This window comes from Providencia sp. PROV182 (assembly GCF_028480325.1).
GTDB lineage: Bacteria > Pseudomonadota > Gammaproteobacteria > Enterobacterales > Enterobacteriaceae > Providencia > Providencia hangzhouensis.
The window spans coordinates 53,627-72,473 of record NZ_JAMPOL010000003.1 but is presented as its reverse complement, the minus strand read 5'-3'; the positions used below and the strand labels follow the sequence as shown (position 1 = coordinate 72,473).

The window sequence follows — 18,847 nt, the reverse complement described above, 5'->3', positions numbered from 1 at the left end:
GTATTAGAGAGAAGATAAAAGGACTATTTGGCCCTTTTATCTGATGATGATTATTTAATTGTTTGGCTAATATCTGAGTAAGCAAATAATGCTTGGGCTCCACCTGTATGAACAAATAGAATGGGGTTTTTTTCTTCCGAATTTTCTAAGTAGTCAATTAACCCAGCCATGGCTTTACCGGTATAAACTGGGTCTAATAAAATACCTTCTTGCCGCGCTAATAAGTTGATTGCGGCGAGGCCTTTTTGGTTTGGCATTCCATACATGGGAGCAAAAAAGTTATCCCATAATTGTACTTCAGGTGTTTTAGCTAGACCCAACCATTGAGCCAGTTCGGATTGCAATTTTTCAACTTTAGGGGCTTGGTCTTGTTGCTTTCGTGACACTGTCACGCCAATGACTTGGCTCTGTGGTAGTAATTCTTGTAAACCAATGGCAAGCCCTGCATGGGTTCCAGCACTTCCTGAAGCAACAATAATTTTATCAAATTCAATATGTTCTGGCTTCTGTTGAGCTATCTCAATAGCGCATTGGACATAGCCTAAAGAACCTAATGTATTTGACCCACCCACAGGGACAATATAGGCATCTTTAAGAGAAAGTGTTTTAATTAGCGCTTCCATTTGGGATTGTGGGTCGGTTAATTCATCACACATCATACAACGGGTGGCAAATAAGTCAGTTAATAATTTATTACCATTATGCAGAAAGTTAGGGTTATCACTTTTAATTGGATTTTCTAATAACGCAACGCATTCAAGCCCATACATGGCAGCAACAGCTGCAGTTTGGCGGACATGGTTTGATTGAATTGCCCCCGCGGTAACAATAATTTTTGCTTTTTTGGCTAATGCATCAGCCATTAAAAATTCTAGTTTACGCAGTTTATTTCCCCCCATAGCAAGGGGAGTCATATCATCACGTTTTATATAAATCTCACGACCAAACTTATGCGATAAATTATTCAATCGATTAAGTGGAGTCGACGAGTTAAGTAAATCTATTTTTGCGTACTGTGTTAGTTGTTGTTGGATAGACATCTAAACTCCCAATAATTAATAAGAAAAACCAAGGTAAAGGTAAATAGCAAGAACAATACTGGCAGTTACTAACGCATAAGGCATTTGAGTACGAATATGCTCAATATGTTCGCAGTCTGTCGCCATTGAAGCAACAATAGCATCCGCAGAAATTGGGGAGGTCATATCGCCAAATATTGAGCCAGAAATTGCTGCACCAATCATATATTCAACAGGCATTCCTACAGATAAACCTAATTGAACCCCGATAGGTATCATTATCGCGAAAGTTCCCCAAGAGGTGCCTGTTGCTAAAGACATAATGGCGCTAATTATAAAGATAAATCCAATAGAAAAACCTGGGGCCATAACTCCTTGAGTGACTTCAGCAATATAGGCTCCCGTGTTTAACTCAGCAGAGACATTTCCCATCAAGAACGCTAAGATCATAATTGAGCTGATTTTTAGCATATTGGCGTAGCCGATAAATAATTCTTTAAAGAATTCATCAATATTTAGTAACCGTCGACCGATAAACCAACAGAAAGATATCACAGTACCAAACATGACTCCCCAATATACGGATGTCGAACCACTTCCTTTGCTAAAGTCACCGTCACCAGTGATATATAGTGCGATAGGGACCATTAACACCGTAGATAAAATAGGAATAAAGAAGTTTAATGAAGAATGAGCGTTAGGGTGATCAATAATCTCTTCTTCATTATCTTGGCTTTGTAACTGGGAAATATTCCCCTCAATAAAATTTTGTTGATATTTATCTTCAGCTTTTTTCATGGGACCCCATGAAATATTGGTAAATACATAGAATAGGATAGTTATAATAGATAACCATGCCATTAAATTGTAACCAATCGAAGTAATTAAAATATCAAAGGGCTCGCCTTGAATCAGACCTTGGGAAATTTGTACCCCGATTAACCCCATTATTACTGCACCCCAACCATTGATGATGGCGGAGGAACAAACAGAAACACATGCTGTTTGGATAATATAGGACATTTTTTCAGGAGCAACACCATATTGTCGTGCTAGATTTTTAGTTGAGGCGCCAGCGACTAATTGGTTAATTGAGCTTTCAATAAAAATAAGAGAAGTAATGATAATGGCAAGAAACTGGGTAGATTTACGGTTTTTAATCAGTTTTGTCTTATTGGTTAGTAGCTGAACTAATGCTCGAACTCCGCCTGTCACAACAACAAGCCTCATTATCCCTCCGATCATGACCATAAAGACAATTGTTCGCGTATTCCCTGCAGATGAAAATGTATCAATAATACCATCAACGGTACCTTGCACACCTAATAATAGGTTGTGATCGTTAATGACAGTAAAACCAACGAATATTCCTAGCATTAATGAAAGCATGACTTGGCGAGTTAATATCGCCAAAATTATAGTCACAATGGGAGTGATAACGGTCCAAATACCATAGTCCTGCATGTGTTTACCTGTGATCCTAGTGAAAGTATGAATTTTATAATTATTGAAAAATCATAGCATTAATAGGAACACGGTAGAATAATTTTATTCATCATTGAAATGAGTTGTGACAATAAATTAATAAGAAAAAGGCCAAACAGATAAATGCTGGCCACATGTATAGATAGAATCAAATATTACTGTCGAGCTAGCCACTCTTTAGCGGTTATTTTACTAATATCTTCTGTCTTAGTTTCACCAATTAATTCAATAAATTGTGGTTCAAGAGTTGCATAGTATTTGAAGCCGCATTTTTCTTGGGCAATTTTAGATTGTTCGTTACCTTGAAAGTAACCACACCATAAATTATCTAATTTCAAATTAGTGAATGCATGGTGCATTATGGCGTTAATTGACTCTGGTATAAGGCCTTTACCCCAGAACGGTACACCAATCCAATAACTGACTTCTGCATCATTTTCCCCAATGGGAAAATTACTTTCATGGCTAAATGATAATCCAATCAGGCCAATAGCTTGGTTTTCTTTTTTTAACGTTACCGCGTAAATTTCATCTCGCATAAAAATATTCTTGATGATAGAAAGACTCTCTTCTTCATTTTTGTGAGCAGGCCAACCTGCGATAGGGCCAATTCTTTCATCTTTTGCATAGAAATATAAATCAGCGGCATCTGTTTCTTGCCAAGGACGCAATACTAACCTATTTGTTGCAAGTACCATTTTCTAATCTTCCCCGTTATGGTATCCCTTAATTTGAAGGCTATTTTAGGTATTTATGAAAATAAAATAAGGGCATAACTTGTACATTATGGGTACTTATGACAACTTTTTTGTTATGATGGCGTTATATGAAGCAAATCAAAACACAACAATCATGCAGCATTTAAAAAATTATCAAATTGATTTACCTGAAGCCATTCGGATTGGTGAAAGTAATATGGAAGAGATGCAATTTAAACCGATTAAAACATCTTATGTGGCGGTTTGTGTATGCAAGCAAGGATATGGAGTCTTCAATATTAATTTCAAACGGCATCTGATACGCAAAAACGATATTATCATTTTATACGATGATTCTTTTGCAATGCTGCAAGCCAAATCACGTAAATTTCGTTTGGAATATTGGTTGATTGATAAAAAGCTAGCAACAGAAATTGCCTATGTACTACCAAATCAATTATTTGCTTTTTTTAATGATTTTCCTGTTATTTCAATTCCATTAGAAAAAGTTGCACTGTTTGAAAGCTGGAGATACATTCTTTTAGCTATAGTGTCTAATTGGGGTAAATATGGGGTATTACAATTAAAAAACCATTTACAAAATTTATTTTTAGAAATCAGTAATCATGCACGACACATTTCTATAAAACCAGAAAATAAAAGCCGCCAAGAGCAGCTGTGTTGGCGTTTTTGGGACTTAATTACAACTCACTGTAAGCAGCATAAAGAAGTGAAATTTTATGCTGAACAATTGTCTATTACACCATTCTACTTGTCCAAAATTAGTCAAACTTTTTTTAATGACCCACCAAAAGTATTAATAGATAGGCAAGTTATTTTAGAAATAAAAGCATTATTAGAAATTGGTAATTTATCCATTAAGCAAATTGCTGATGAATTAAATTTTGAAGATACATCTTATTTATGCCGTTACTTTAAACGGCATACAGGAATGACGTTAACAGGATTTAAAAAACGCATTGCACAAAAAGAGCTGAAAAACAAATAATACTAATGCGGTTCAATTTTTGTTGAGTGCTTTTTATAAACGCAATAACACATTGGAATTCATGTAATTATGGCCTTGTGCTGGACGGATAAAGCTAGAATTAAAAAGCAATGTTCGGAGTTTTTTAGGACTGAAGTTTGTCATAATTAATGTAATTAACCAGCGAAGGGCGACATGATGATAACTAAAAATTTGTGGAAAACGCCAGAACAGAGGTGGCAAGCGGTGGTTGAAAGGAATAAATCCGCAGATGGTCATTTTGTTTACGGTGTAAGAACCTCTGCTATTTATTGCCATCCATCTGCGGCGGGGCGTTTACCAAATAGAGATAATGTTGAGTTTTTCGATAATGAACAGCAAGCTATTGAACAAGGCTACTGTGCTGGAAAACGCTTTCGGACAGAAACGTCACAATTAACCCAATTTTATCAAGAACAAATTGAAAAGGCTTGTCGTTATATTGAGCAGCAGGAACAAACGGTGAGCTTGGCAGAGTTAGCTGATTATATTGGTATGAGTCGCTATCATTTACACCGTTTATTTAAAGCACAGACAGGGTTAACACCAAAGGCATATGCGGATGCATTTCGCCATAAAACATTGCAGCAACAGCTTCAAGAAAAAAAACGAATTACGGATGCTATTTATGATGCAGGTTATCAATCAAATAGTCGCTTTTATGAAGCCTCATCTCAACGACTAGGCATGACGCCGAGTGAATGGAAATCAGGAGGAAGAGGCAGTAAAATTTATTTTGCTCTTGCGGTTTGCTCGTTGGGAACATTATTAGTTGCACAAAGTCCGATAGGGGTTTGCGCCATTTTGTTAGGGGATGACCCTGAGCAGTTATTGAATAATTTACAGGATAAATTCCCGAACGCAGAGCTCATTGGAGGAAATGACGACTTTGAACAACTAGTCGCTCAAGTGGTGGGTTTTATTGAGGCGCCTGAAATTGGTTTAAATTTACCATTAGACATTCAAGGGACTGCATTTCAACAACGCGTCTGGCAAGCTTTACGTAATATCCCAGTTGGGGAAACAAAGAGTTACAGTGATATTGCAGAAAAAATTGGCCAGCCTAGTGCGGTCAGAGCGGTAGCTAATGCCTGTGGTGCAAATATGTTAGCGGTAGCAATACCGTGCCACCGTGTTGTTAGGAGTAATGGTGATCTTTCTGGTTACCGTTGGGGTATTGACCGAAAACAAGCGTTATTGCTAAAAGAGGCGAAGTATAAGGCAGATAATAATTAAATTGCACTAAAAATGAAGAGTAACCCTAATATGACTATTTCAAAATCACACATTTGAAATAATATAACCCCCCTTATTCTGTATATATGACTCATGAATAAGGGGAATACGAGTCATTGAATGGCAGTTTTCGGTTGACTATTTTTAGGATAGAACAAGTAAATGACATAGAAAAGTGTAAAACTCGCAGTGTAGCCGGTAAAGATCATCCAGAAAGTTTTCCAATCCACCACACCATTGACCGTATTAAGTTCGATAACCCATCCACATAATACAGCGCCTAAAAATGTGCCAAAACCGTTCACTAATGTGGTGAATACACCTTGTGCTGTTGAACGAAATTCGGGGGCAATTTCTTTTTCTAAGAATAGTGCTCCCGCGATATTAAAGAAATCAAATGCACAGCCGTATACAACCATGGATAAAAATAAAGCGATAGTACCAATCACAGTGAAATCACCGTAAGCAAATAAACCTAATCGTAAAATCCACGCGATCATACTCATAAATAGGATAGCTTCAATTTTGAATTTTTTGAGTAATAGCGGTAAAAGCAAAATAAATATAATTTCTGAAAATTGCGATATTGATAAAAAGATTGTGGGATATTCAGAAAAAACCGAGCCTCTAGCTTCAGGCATTAATGCCATATCTTGTAAAAAGGGAACGCCAAAGGTATTGGTAATTTGTAAAACAGAGCCTAATAACATGGCAAAGAATAGAAATACTGCAACTCGTCCTTTTTTAAATAGTAAAATAATATTTTGACAACTAAAACTGGGTTTTTCTTCTTTTCTCTCAATTTTACAGATCTGTGTTGAAATAAAGAAAATAGAAAAAATACTGAGTACAATCGATGCAATAGCACCAATATATAATTGATAAAAGCTCATTTCCAATTTTAATAAGCTAATTGTCCACATAGCGACAATAAAGCCTAAGGTACCATAAACGCGTATTTTAGGAAAATAAACATCAGAATCGAGCTTTTCAGCGCTCAACATCTCAAAAACAATACTATTACAAACAGAAATAGTCGGCATATAAAACATTAGATGAACTAATGTCACAATAAATAGTAGGGTTATTGAATCACTATGAGCCATTACGATTAAAAATACAGCAGAAATGATATGTGATGTAGTGTATACAAGTTTTCTATTATTAATTTTATCTGCAATAAATCCGATGATAATCGGTGAGCATAAGGCTGAGATACCTAATGTGCTAAAAATTAAGCCGATTTCACCGCCTTTGAAATGTAATGTATTGAATAGGTAAGATGCAAAAGTAACTAGCCATGATCCCCAGATAAAAAATTGTAGGAATGAAACGAATTTAAGCCGAGTGATAATATTCATGTTTATATACCTTCCGTTAGCCTAAACATGCTTTAATGTGATTATTAAATAAACTATTCTATTGATTTAATAACCAAATATGGAAGCAACTATCATGTTATTGTTTGTACATTATAAAATAGATAATGAGAGTTTTTTTTGACATAGAAGTGGCTAATAGTCGATTAATCGCAGGAATTAGTGTATTTGAATGGGTAATATTACGTATTAAATGCATAGTAACAAGGAAATCAGATAGCAATTATTTTTTCTAAATTTAAGATGATGGAATATTTGTTAATATATATTTAACTTTTCAGGAATCTCTTGAATTTAATTAAAGTTTAAGATTTAATAGACCTCTATTCGCTCTTATCTTCCAGTTTGTTACCTTAATTAATCATCTCAATACTTCCAGTATTTAAACGTTACTTACAACTAGCTACTCACTGCCAAAAAACTCCCCTAATTTTTTTAAATAAAACCATATCGATACCAATCATAAGCACTGATTGGATAATGCAATATATATCAAAACGAGAAAACTATGACTTCTACTCATTACTTACTGCTTTTGTCGGCAGTAGCGGTATACCTTGTTGGTACCGCAGAATTTATGTTATCGGCTATTTTATCGCCGTTAGCAACGGTATTTCATGTTCAACCTGACCAAATTACGTGGTTGGTATCGGCTTATGCGTTGGCCTATACCTTGGCAGCTCCTATTATTGGTTTTTTATCAGATAGAATTGATAGACGAAAGATTGTGCTTATGGCTCTTTTGCTATTATCACTCGATAGTTTAGTCATTATTTTTTCACCTAATCTATTGACTGCACTTGTTTTAAGGGGCTTCGGAGGATTGGCTTCTGCTGCACTTGTTCCCGTTATCTTCGCACTTATTGCTGATGTAATTAGTGAAAGTAAACAAGCTACAGCAATGGGGAGTATTATGGTGGGAATGACTGTCGGTATTATTACGGGGCCAATTATTGCAGGGATATTAGTCCAGTATTTTGCTTGGTACGCCCCTTTTATTTATACCGCGATAGGGTGCTTAGTCGTATTCATTATAGGGCTATTTACACTGCCGCACTCTCAAAAAACTGTCGGAAAAAAATTATCTTTTAAAGCGATTAAACATGTAGGTATTACCAGACTCATATTAGCGAAAGGTTTATGGAATGGGGTATCAGTTTGTATATTCTTGCTTGCAGGTGAAATATTAAGGCAACGATCCCACTTAGAAAGTGCGGAGGTTGGTAGCTTAATGGGATTATTTGGGATGGGATTATTATTTGGCAATGGCTTAGTTGCAAAAATTGAAAAAATTAAAGTATCAAATAATACAAAACTCGTGGTTATTATTTCAATAATCATAGTAACGATTATCTTATTTCTTAGTGGATGGCTTTCGTTAATTGGTCATGGATTATGCTTAACTGTTATTGGTGGGATGTTAGGATTGGCCTCTCCGATAAGCACCGCAATGTTAGCAAGGCAAAGTGCAGAGAATAAAGGTTTTGTCTTGTCTATATCCGAGAGTGTTAACAACTTGATTTTATTATCTGCATTACCAATATTTTCTTTACTCATTTCGAAAAATTATCTTAAGGTTTCTATAATCATGACTATTGTATTATTGAGTTCAGCTATTTGTTTAGTTTTACCGATAAGACAGAGAATAAAAAGGCAGTAGATTGGTCATTTTTCTCCACCGAAAATGTTTTTCAGTGGAGAAAAAATGCTATTGGGTAACTAATAATTGTTTTTTTCTTAGACGCATTCCATTTAGCATGGATAGCCAGGCTAAAAATGTAATAAACATAAGAATAATGAAAATAAAATAGGGGGGAAGTTCAGTTAATACAACTCCTGTTAACATCGGATTAAATGCACCGCCAAGTAGCCCTAAAGATTGAGCCGAAAAATAACTGGCCTTCATTCCGTCTGGAGCAATACTATCAATTAACATGTATTCGCCAGGGGCGTAGATTAACTCACCTAAAGTGAAAATAAAGGCGCCAAGAGCCCATAGGTATAAGTTTTCATGGGCATACATAAAGGTTGCCAACCCTAAAATAAAAAATAGACTACCTAATGTCATCAATTTTCTTAAGTTATCTGGAGTGATACGTTTACCGACTGTATATTGTAACGTCACTACGACAATAGCATTTACGGGCAAAATAACACCGATAACCACTTGGGCAAAATCACTGTTAGCAACGGTGATGGCATATTGGGATATCCAAGTGGTAAAAGTTCCAAAAACTAATGAACCTAAGAAAGTTGATAAAATAAACCATGCCAGCACTTGGTCTCGTAGCATAGAGACAGGGTTCCATTTGCGGGTCTGGCCTTCTTCTAATGGTATCGGTTTTATGCTCTGTACAAACCGTTGTATAAAAAAGATTGGAAAAGCGGCTGAAATTGCAGCTAAATAGAATGGTAAGTTAATACTATACATTAATAACCAGGTGCCAATGGGAGGACCAACAGTCCAGCCTATATTAATGAAGGTATAATTTAAGGAAAATATTTTTGCTTTTAATGCAACCGTAAGGGTATCTGCAAAATAGGCTTTTAGTACCGTTGAGAATACGGAATAAGAGCAATTTATTAACGAAAAGAAAATAATGACTAAAATAGCATTATTCACGATAGGTATCGCAATAAACCCACAAATAAAGGCGATAACTGCGAATAGCATACAGCGTTTTTTATCAACGCGGTCTGCTAACATACCAAAGCCCATACTAAATAAAACACCAACCACCATAGCCATTGACATTGCAACACCGACAATATCAATAGCCATCTTATATTCACGGGTTAGGTAAATAGCCATGAAGGGCAATGTTGCACCACGCCCAATCGTTAAGAGCAGAGATGATGCAAGTAATGCACTGTTTGATATATTAAATTTAGATAACATGGCTCACAACCTAACTTATTAATTGTTGTTATATATTTGTTTCGGACTATCTGTAAGCTATAAAATACCTAAATTTACAGTGGTGAGATATGGTGATTAATGCTCAAAATTGAAAACAATATTTTGCTGATGCTAATGTGCCATTCTCAATTAAAAATCTGGCAATATGAAATACAATCTAGCCAATTAAACGTTATATGCTGTTGTAATAACCGATAAATTTAAATGAGTTATAAGGAAAAGGACTTTCGGTGATAAAAAAGAAAAAGGTGCAAGTTTGCACCTTTTCGAGAGGGAGGAGATTATAAAGCGGCCGTATATACGCGGCGGCTAACATCTAAGTTAATATCTTGGTGCTCACCTAATTTCACCATATTGTGTGCAGCTAAGCTATTAACTAATGGTTCAATAATCTCTTGGGTCAATTGGTAGTCACTAAAACGAGTGCCCACTTGCATTTTTTCAAAGAACTCTCGAGTTAACTCAATGGCTTTTAATGCTTTCTCTTGGTCAGAACCTGACGTAATTCCCCAAACTCGTTCTGCATATTGCACTAATTTGGCCTGTTTTTGGGCTAATTTTTCCGTCAGCATGGATGGTAGAACAATAGCGAGTGTTTGTGCATGATCCAAACCATACAGCACAGTGATTTCATGGCCTAACATGTGAGTAGACCAGTCTTGTGGTACCCCAACACCAATTAAACCATTTAAAGCCAAGGTGGCTGTCCACATTAAATTGGCTCTAATATCATAATCTTTTGGAGTCTCAAGCGCTTTAGGTCCAATCTCTATTAATGTTTTCAATAAGCCTTCTGCGAATGCATCTTGTACGTAAGCATTCACTGGGTAAGTCAAATATTGTTCAATAACATGAACGAAAGCGTCAACAACACCATTACTTATTTGGCGAGTCGGTAAAGTATAGGTTTTTACTGGGTCAAGAATAGAGAATTGAGGAAATACATGGTCGCTCATAAAAGCAAGTTTAGAATGCAGTTCTTCACGAGTAATTACAGAACCCTTGTTCATTTCGGAACCAGTAGCAGGTAATGTTAACACTGTACCGAAGGGCAGCGCCGTTTTTATAGTCGTGCCTCTATTTGTGACCACCTCCCATTTATCGCCTGGGTAATTTACCGCTGCCGCGATAAATTTAACACCGTCAATGACGGACCCACCACCCACCGCCAGCAAGAAATCGAAACTTTCTTTTTCAATTTTATCGACAGCTTTTATCAATGTTTCATAGCGAGGATTGGCCTCAATTCCACCAAAATGATCGAATGCTCGAGATCCTAAAGCTTGCTCAACTTCATTTAAGGTTCCTGTTTTTCTTGCACTTTCACCGCCAAATAAAATAAGAACCTTAGCATTTTTAGGGACAACTCGGTCAAGTTCACTGATTTTACCTTCACCAAACATGATACGAGTGGGGTTATAAAATTCGAAATTGTTCATATATGGCCTTCGTAGAAAGTAGAAATGAATCCAAATAATTACACGCATATAATATAATTACAAGTAAACATAATATAATCTTAAAATGATTGTGTATCACATCGATTTGATGGTTTATATTTTAATAGGGAAATTATATTGAGCGTTGTTAATTGTAGTTAGTCTTAATTGTTTTTTTTATATATTTTACTGATGTGGCAATATTGTTAAGTTGAAGATGGGCTTTAATTTGACATGGAAAGAAAACTCAGATGATAAATGTAAATGATAAGAAAACTAATGATAAAATAATTAATAAAGATGATGATTTGATATTTTTAACGGAACACATAGATGGCAGTCCATTAGTAGGGGAGCAGTCTTCCGAACTTAAAAATATATCTAACTGGTTTAATCCTATAGATGAATTCACAAGGCTTACAATTTTTCATCATTTAATGAGTCGGCCTACAAGTGACTCGACATATAATTATCATGTTTTAATCCAAATCGGAGGTGATGACACAGCAGCTAAATCAACGGGGAGATTATTAGCAAAATTTCCTAGTAATTCGCTTGTTATACAGTTTGATATTAAAAATGAACAGTGGAAAGTACTACATGGTGATTTACAAACTCAAGTTAACGGGAAAATACGTTGGGCGGTTATTGGCCATGGTCAATATACTGGACGTAACCAGCAAAGCCACCTTGAAGGGTACCAAGCTTACCAACTTATTACAGGGTTGAAGTATCTTAAAAATGATGTACTGAAGGTATATCCACCTAATAAGATTGTTTTGGCAGGCTGCCAATTAGGACGCGGGGGGGTAAATGAAAACTTTGTTTTTAGGGCAAGTGTCGAATTAGCTAAGCATGGAATATATCTTCCAGTAGTAGGTTATAATCGACCTATCGGTGTCACGAGTGACAGTAAAAAAATAACTTGGCCATATAATTTAGCAGGGGAAAAACAGTCTACTAAGAATTGGCGGTTGGAAATTAATGTTAACCAAACTAACCAACAGAGCTATATTAATGGAAAGCATGCCAGTTTATATTTTATCGATGAGCTAAGAAGTGGTGAGTTAGAAGTTTGGCAATTAATCAAAGATGACCATTCTACTACTATGGATATTTTTAGGGATCCAAATAATGAGTATAAAATCGATATTGATTTGATTAAAAAAGTGGCTTTTAATCATGATGCATACGCTATTTTTAAACAGAAGTTAAATGCGGAAGATACTCAATTTAATAGTGATTTTAGAAGTGAACTAATTCGTGAATATGAAAATGTTGGAATATTAGAAACACCATTATGGTTAATGATTAATAAAAACGATGTCAATGCTAATCCACAGAAATTTAATGATACTGTCAAAATTATTATTCGTTCAGGGAGAGGCTCTATAGGCAAAAAATATGCAGAAGAACTAGTAAAATATTCCCCCGATAATACATTAGTGTTTCAGGTAAACCCGAATTCGATGGAATTTTTTTCAGAGTATGGAGATATAAAACATTTACTAAAAGCATCTAAACAACAGTGGATATTAATAGATAATCTTCATTCTGAACCTGGTTTTATTCAAAACTATGCTAACTCATTGAATGTATTAAAAACAAGATATGCTTTTAAAATGCCAGGAAATATTATTCTATATTTAACCGATAAAAAGGCACTTTTGACAAAAGAAGAAAAGGCGATTTTTGGCGAGGAGTTGACGAGTAAGCTAAAAATAAATGGGATATATACTAAAATTTTTTTAGAAAATAATTTTGAACCAAGACATAAAATAAAAGCATTACTCGAAGATATTAGTATAGGTAATTTACTAGCAGAGCATATTGATATTAATAAACACCTTTATTTAAAAGGGTATTTTACATTCCAAGATGGAAGTGTCGATAAGAACAAATTAAATATTGCAGCATATGACCCCATTATCAGTAAAAAAATTAATAAAATTTGTGACGCTGAGAATGAAAATGATTTCTCTCATATGTGGAATTCAATATTTATTGATGATGACACCACTAGGATTAAACAGCAAGCTATTGAAGTAAAAAATATTTTAGAGTTTTTGAGCCTCCAACCTGAAAAAATAAACTACTTAAGTAAGCAGTCTATAAACCGTTTGAGTGAGCTATTCCCTAGTGGGCAAGGCTTTAATCATGCAGAAGTTTTAAAACTAGTCCAAGATCCAATAAAATTAAGAGAATATAATCAATATATGGATGATTTTTTAATCCTCTATATAGATATTGAAACCCCATTTGGAAACGCAAAGTCATTAAAAAAAGAATTTAGATTAACTTTAGATTTACATGAGAAACGAAAATCTAATTATGCAGCATTATCTCAGTTATCATATAAAGTGGGGTTCAATGTTACAGTAAATAAATTGCCAGTTGAAATACATTCATTTGAGAATATCTGCTTTTTACGCCTTTTACAGCATAGCAATTTAACTGACGAACAAAGTTTGCAAATTAAGAGAAAATTTGAAGTTTTAACCAAGCTAACACGGAAAAAAGAATTAAGTAATATTACCAGTAAAGAGCAGGAAGTGCTCAATAAATTTGATGAAATATATCAATCTAATTTTGATTTATTAGGGGCTGTTTCTAATGAAATAAATGAGCAATCTCATATATTATTATTTGATAATATGGAAAATAATCAGATTATCTCTTTTAAAAGTGATGAGGAAACATATAGGATTATAAGCTATTCACGTAATGATAAGTATTTTTTGACTTTATCTGATACGACAGGTGTCGAACTTGTTATTAGCCATTCAGAATTTAATCAGGCAAAGAAACACTTATCTAATGTTTTTAATGATTATATTAACCAAGAAATAACGCAAGAGGATGGCTCAGTATCAACCAGAGGAAATATTGCGGGATTTAAGCACAAAGTGGGTGAAGCCTTGTTTGGTGAAGTGCAAATCATAAATACAGAGAGTGAAGCATACCTCAGTATGCGGCAAAGCATTATGAGTGAGCTGGATACCTTTTTCAAGTCATCAGAAATATCAGTGACTAATGACTCGGAAATTATTTTTGGCGAGCAGGTAACATCATTAAAAAAACTTAGAGATATTGGGGCTACAATAAATAGCGAACCATTAGATTTTAAACATACTCAGCTTCCAAACTGGGAGGATAATGTTAAATTTAATCCTGATAAATTAGCATTTCAGTTAACCTTTTTAACTGAAAATGAAAAAGACATTAATTTAATTAAAATGATTAATAAGAGTTTACAAGATGATCATATAACAAGACGAATTGATGTTAATTCAATGATCCAACCAAGGGCCGTACTACAAGAACAGCTCCAAATTATTCAGAAATCACAACTCGATAATCCAGTTGGTATGAATAAGACTATAGAAGATTTACGACGCATCGGTATTAAATTACCAACTTATGCAAAAATAGCTAATTATTTTGGGCAAGGAATTGGTTCTACAGGGATATTTCTAACAATCAACTCTGTTTACCAGTTGATCGATGAATTAGATAATCCGAATCTATCAGAACAAGAAAGACGAGAAATACAGAAAAACCTTGATTTGGCCTGTGCAAATGCATTTTTTAATTATGGGGACATGGTCTTGCAGCCCATTTTACTTAAGCTGGCTTACAAACAAGCCGGGTCATTTAATGTATCATCAAAAATTACAGCTCGTATTACAATTATATTTAATTTAATTGGAATGGGATTAGATATTTATCAAGCTTGTGAAGCATTTGAACAACTAGACAGGGTTACAAATGATAAAGAGCGCCAAGACTTAATTGTGAATGGTTCTTTGTCAATTGCTAACATTATTGTGGGTGGTGTAACTATAATTGGTATAATCATTGGCTCATCGGTAATACCTGTCGTTGGTTTAATTGTTGCAGGTTCCTTATTAATTGGAGGGATGGTATATACAGGTATTCGCGCAGTAGAAAAAATTGAAGAGGAACTCGGTGAATCTCTATGCTGGGATGAAAAAGCCAGAGAAGGTATTCGTGCTGCACTTGGTTTCCCTCCATCAGACAACATATTAAATCGATTTAGTTATAAACAGCATTTAACACACTTCAAAAATATAAATTGGCAACAAGACTTAGATACGTTCAAGTCGTCATTTTTATATCAAGGTTTTGATGAACACTTACAATTGGTTGGTAAACCGATCCTTGTTGAACATATCAAACATTATATTTATTATAGAAATAACTCAAAAATAATTAGTAGTGCAGAGTTTGCTGGTGTGGATAACCGTGGACCTCTTAGTCATATTGATAGTGATGAAATAGGGCCTTACTATACCATCGAGCAAATTAATTTTATTCGGGAAAATTATCATTATGACTCTCAAGATAATCGTTGGGTAAAAAGCTTTCAAACACAAAGGGTCAATGAACTGAACTTTAATTATCGTTTTAGACTAGTGAATAAAACGGCTCCTATCGCTTATAAAAATATTGGCGAGGAGGTTGCCAATGACATTATTGTACTTAATCCTGAGTATGATAGCTTATTACTAAAACAATTTTTACATAAAAACGAACTAACTACTTTTTATAACATAAAGAAAAAACAGTCGGTTGCTACACAACTAAGTTCATTATCAGCATCAGAGTTACGGCTATTCCAGGCCAGAAATAATTATACCAATACGATTCACCCTGATATAAATAATGATATCAGAGTGAATAGACTAGGGAATGAATTTTTAAACCAGCCTATTGATATTGCAAGAGAATTATTAAGTGAGAAGCCTAGGGTTATTTATGAAGGCATGCAAAATATTGGTTACCGATATGAAAATGAAGCAAAGCAAAAAAATATTAGTTTTAACCCAGGGAATGGAATAGATATTATCGTTGGGAAAAAAAATTCAAAAAATTTATTTAACATCAATGCAGGGAGTAAGTTTCTCGTAGGCGGCGAAAAAGATGATATTACAAATTTATCATTATTATTTGATAATAACATTGAAGAAATTAACGAAATTTATTTTGATGGTAATGGAGGGAATAATAGTATAATCATTAAAGACATTCCATCCAACAGTAAAATAGATATCGATTTGAACAAGGGAACGTCAGAGGTGGCCTTCATTAATCATAAAGTTAAGACGATTCATTTGCGCAATGTTAATGATGTGATGCTAATTGGAGATATCTCTACGACAGCAGAATTATTAGGTAATAAAGAATCCAACACATTAGATGCAGGGGCAATGACTGCATTTATTCAAGGTATGGAGGGGGATGATCAATTAATATTTGAATCAGGGATAGTCAATGGTGGAGAAGGTAATGATAGTTATTTTCTACGTCGTGTTGATTGGCACAATAATCAAGATGAATTAAATGATAATTTATTAGAATTATCAGCTGTAATTATTGAAAATACACAAGGCCAAAGCCGAGTAAATTTAGGGTATATGTTAAGCGAAATAAAGGATGCCAGTATTTCTGGTAATGATCTCATATTAAATATTGAAATAAAATCGGCAGAGTCAGAAACGAAAGTTTTAACACTGAATGTTACTTTAAAAAACACGTATAAAATAGATAATAATGGTAGGGAAATATTTCATAGATATCAATTATATACAAAGGACGGATTTGTATTAAATACTAAGCTAAACCATTTGGATTCAAGTGCTTCACACATTATAAGTGAAAATATTTTTAATATTACTTATCAGGGAGGCGCTAGCTCTACAATAAGTATCGATGAGAGTGAAAAAACAATTTCAGTTGATAATGAAATATATGATCAACCTTTATGGGGAGATTTTAAATTTCATGGGTTAGCGAGTAAGTTAGAATATAAAGGAGAGAGTAATGATGACCACCTTTTAATGGTCAGTAGAAACAGTCATATCATGGTTACTAAAGGAAGAGATGTTTATCAAGTTAACCCAGATCAGATTTTTCAAGGTAAAATAATTTTTGATTTTTCAAATATTAAACCAGAAATGGAAGATGAGTTTGATATGACCATTTTATTACCTTATGAGAATGGATTTGATATCAAGGCACTGGGAACATCAATATTTTTATATGATAAATTCAGTAATGAAAAAATTGAAATTAGCTTCATTAATTTATCATATCCAATAAGTAAAGAAATTTACATTAAAGACGGTCATGGAAATTTGTTTAGGATAAAAATGGGGCAGGATTCTCATAACATTGAACCAATTGAGTGTTTGGAATTACCAACAGTAAATGATGATTACATAAAAATTCCTAAGGGATATAATTTTCGTTATCCTATTCTAGATACAAACAATGGTGATGACCTAATTGAAGACAACAGCATGATAGGAAATATCATAAATTCAGGGGAAGGTAATGATATTATTATTTCAAATGGAGGAGTGAATGTTTTGTATGGAGGTAACGGTGATGATTATGTATATGGTGGTGAAAATAGTGATTTAATTCTATCTGACTTGGGTAATGACAAACTTGATGGACAAGGAGGGGATGACCACTATTTAATTGATGGAAGTAAAGGGGGCGGTAATACAGAAATATTAGATCAAGTTGGATTTAATAACATTCATTTATTTAATTTTAAAGCACAGTATGAGGTCATAGACGAACGGGGAGAGACTTATCATTTTTACACATCGCAATCTAATTTGCGCACAGTCAAAGTAAAAATGCCCCAAAATAATAAAAATAGCAATAATCAAGTTTATCATCATCAGCGGTTACCCTCCCATATGCCAGTCCATATTCATAATGATGGTATGGCACATTTAGTTCGCTACCTTGCTGAACAGTGCCAATATAAAAGAGAATTAGCGCCAGAACAGATTTGGCACCCTATGGATGAGTTTAAAAATTTTTCTAACGAGTTAAGCTTTTCATCAATTCTTGATACAAAGACAAAAAATATACATATTAGTGAAAATACACCATTTAGGCGCTTGTTTATTCGGACAAGGGGACCAGAACAAAAAGTTTGGGATAGAAGTGGGGTCGGGCGGGTATTTAAAGCGCAAGCGGTAACTGGAGCCATTTCAATTCCAGATGGTATTTACGGAAATAATGTTCTTTATGCATCAACAAGTGATACCAATTTATATGGTGGTGAAGGGAATGATGTCTTCATCTCTAATGGTTCAAATGGGTTGTTAACAGATGCTAGCGGAAAAAATAGTTTTATTATCAATGGCGAAATTGTAGGCTGGAATTCGTTGTATAGCCTTGGCGGTGAAAACACGATTTACCTCATTAATTTTAATAAGAACGTTATTCGAGAAGAACCTGACCACCGAAGTAATGCAACTCGATATATTTATACTTCAGATCAGGGACGTAGTGTGAAAATATTTCAGTATCCGAATACGATAGCTCCCACTGTAGTTCATGTGCAGTCTTTAGAGGGGCAAAATGAGCATTCTACCCAACAAAAATTGAATCATTTAGTGGAGACGTTAGCGACACTACGCCTACAAGACGAAGAAAACTGTATTGGTATTCAGGATATTGAATATTTACAGAAGAATTGGGAGCCCACCAACCTTGTTGATAATTATATGAAAAAAGCGAGTTAGAAAGGATGCGTAAACCACAAGGCTCCAAAATACAGAGAGTTTTGTGGTTTTTAAGTAATTATTTAGCCCAAAT

General features: G+C 34.5%; 10 protein-coding genes. 4 read left to right on the top strand and 6 right to left on the bottom strand.

The features are described 5' to 3' along the window. Window positions 1-50 precede the first annotated feature (50 nt). From PR834_RS02250 to PR834_RS02240, 3 genes are all read right to left on the bottom strand, one after another. Complete coding sequence (locus PR834_RS02250) at window positions 51-1,040, bottom strand: D-cysteine desulfhydrase (RefSeq protein ID WP_196724904.1); 990 nt, start codon at window positions 1,038-1,040, stop codon at window positions 51-53. A gap of 15 nt (window positions 1,041-1,055) precedes the next feature. Continuing rightward, window positions 1,056-2,483: a Na+/H+ antiporter NhaC family protein gene (locus PR834_RS02245; protein WP_196724905.1), complete on the bottom strand. Its 1,428-nt coding sequence runs from the start codon at window positions 2,481-2,483 to the stop codon at window positions 1,056-1,058. Between the two features lie 176 nt (window positions 2,484-2,659). After that, on the bottom strand, window positions 2,660-3,202 hold the full coding sequence (locus tag PR834_RS02240) for a GNAT family N-acetyltransferase (RefSeq protein ID WP_136134953.1): 543 nt from the start codon (window positions 3,200-3,202) through the stop codon (window positions 2,660-2,662). Window positions 3,203-3,290: 88 nt separating this feature from the next. Here PR834_RS02240 and PR834_RS02235 point away from each other — a divergent pair, with 88 nt between their 5' ends. Both PR834_RS02235 and ada read left to right on the top strand, forming a co-directional pair. Further along, window positions 3,291-4,211: a helix-turn-helix domain-containing protein gene (locus tag PR834_RS02235; RefSeq protein ID WP_272536357.1), complete on the top strand. Its 921-nt coding sequence runs from the start codon at window positions 3,291-3,293 to the stop codon at window positions 4,209-4,211. A 177-nt stretch (window positions 4,212-4,388) separates the two neighbouring features. After that, a complete protein-coding gene (ada, locus tag PR834_RS02230; RefSeq protein ID WP_036957739.1) occupies window positions 4,389-5,465 on the top strand; it encodes a bifunctional DNA-binding transcriptional regulator/O6-methylguanine-DNA methyltransferase Ada in 1,077 nt (358 codons plus the stop codon). Between the two features lie 113 nt (window positions 5,466-5,578). Here ada and PR834_RS02225 read toward each other — a convergent pair whose 3' ends face one another. Continuing rightward, window positions 5,579-6,826 (bottom strand): MFS transporter, encoded by a 1,248-nt coding sequence (locus tag PR834_RS02225; protein ID WP_262960699.1) that lies wholly within the window; start codon window positions 6,824-6,826, stop codon window positions 5,579-5,581. 526 nt (window positions 6,827-7,352) lie between these two features. Between PR834_RS02225 and PR834_RS02220 the strand changes: the two genes are divergently transcribed. Next, the gene (locus PR834_RS02220; RefSeq protein WP_262960700.1) at window positions 7,353-8,504 is read left to right on the top strand and encodes an MFS transporter; all 1,152 of its coding nucleotides are present in this window, start codon (window positions 7,353-7,355) and stop codon (window positions 8,502-8,504) included. Between the two features lie 48 nt (window positions 8,505-8,552). On the opposite strand, the gene ydeE is transcribed toward PR834_RS02220, so the two are convergent. Together ydeE and PR834_RS02210 are read right to left on the bottom strand one after the other, a co-directional pair. Next, window positions 8,553-9,743, bottom strand: a complete 1,191-nt coding sequence (gene ydeE, locus PR834_RS02215; RefSeq protein ID WP_262960701.1) for an efflux MFS transporter YdeE — start codon at window positions 9,741-9,743, stop codon at window positions 8,553-8,555. Window positions 9,744-10,045: 302 nt separating this feature from the next. Then, window positions 10,046-11,203 carry an iron-containing alcohol dehydrogenase gene (locus PR834_RS02210; protein WP_272536356.1) on the bottom strand — a complete coding sequence of 386 codons (1,158 nt, stop codon included), beginning with the start codon at window positions 11,201-11,203 and terminating at the stop codon, window positions 10,046-10,048. Between the two features lie 251 nt (window positions 11,204-11,454). On the opposite strand from PR834_RS02210, the gene PR834_RS02205 reads away from it, so the two are divergent. After that, window positions 11,455-18,774 (top strand): C80 family cysteine peptidase, encoded by a 7,320-nt coding sequence (locus PR834_RS02205; protein WP_272536355.1) that lies wholly within the window; start codon window positions 11,455-11,457, stop codon window positions 18,772-18,774. Window positions 18,775-18,847 lie beyond the last annotated feature (73 nt).

What these genes read in the sequence shown, in the direction of transcription:
- PR834_RS02240 (WP_136134953.1), bottom strand. Translation starts at nt 3,202, where the DNA reads ATGGTACTTGCAACAAATAGGTTAGTATTGCGTCCTTGGCAAGAAACA.
- PR834_RS02250 (WP_196724904.1), bottom strand. Translation starts at nt 1,040, where the DNA reads ATGTCTATCCAACAACAACTAACACAGTACGCAAAAATAGATTTACTT.
- PR834_RS02225 (WP_262960699.1), bottom strand. Translation starts at nt 6,826, where the DNA reads ATGAATATTATCACTCGGCTTAAATTCGTTTCATTCCTACAATTTTTT.
- PR834_RS02210 (WP_272536356.1), bottom strand. Translation starts at nt 11,203, where the DNA reads ATGAACAATTTCGAATTTTATAACCCCACTCGTATCATGTTTGGTGAA.
- PR834_RS02220 (WP_262960700.1), top strand. Translation starts at nt 7,353, where the DNA reads ATGACTTCTACTCATTACTTACTGCTTTTGTCGGCAGTAGCGGTATAC.
- ydeE (WP_262960701.1), bottom strand. Translation starts at nt 9,743, where the DNA reads ATGTTATCTAAATTTAATATATCAAACAGTGCATTACTTGCATCATCT.
- PR834_RS02235 (WP_272536357.1), top strand. Translation starts at nt 3,291, where the DNA reads ATGGGTACTTATGACAACTTTTTTGTTATGATGGCGTTATATGAAGCA.
- PR834_RS02245 (WP_196724905.1), bottom strand. Translation starts at nt 2,483, where the DNA reads ATGCAGGACTATGGTATTTGGACCGTTATCACTCCCATTGTGACTATA.
- ada (WP_036957739.1), top strand. Translation starts at nt 4,389, where the DNA reads ATGATAACTAAAAATTTGTGGAAAACGCCAGAACAGAGGTGGCAAGCG.
- PR834_RS02205 (WP_272536355.1), top strand. Translation starts at nt 11,455, where the DNA reads ATGATAAATGTAAATGATAAGAAAACTAATGATAAAATAATTAATAAA.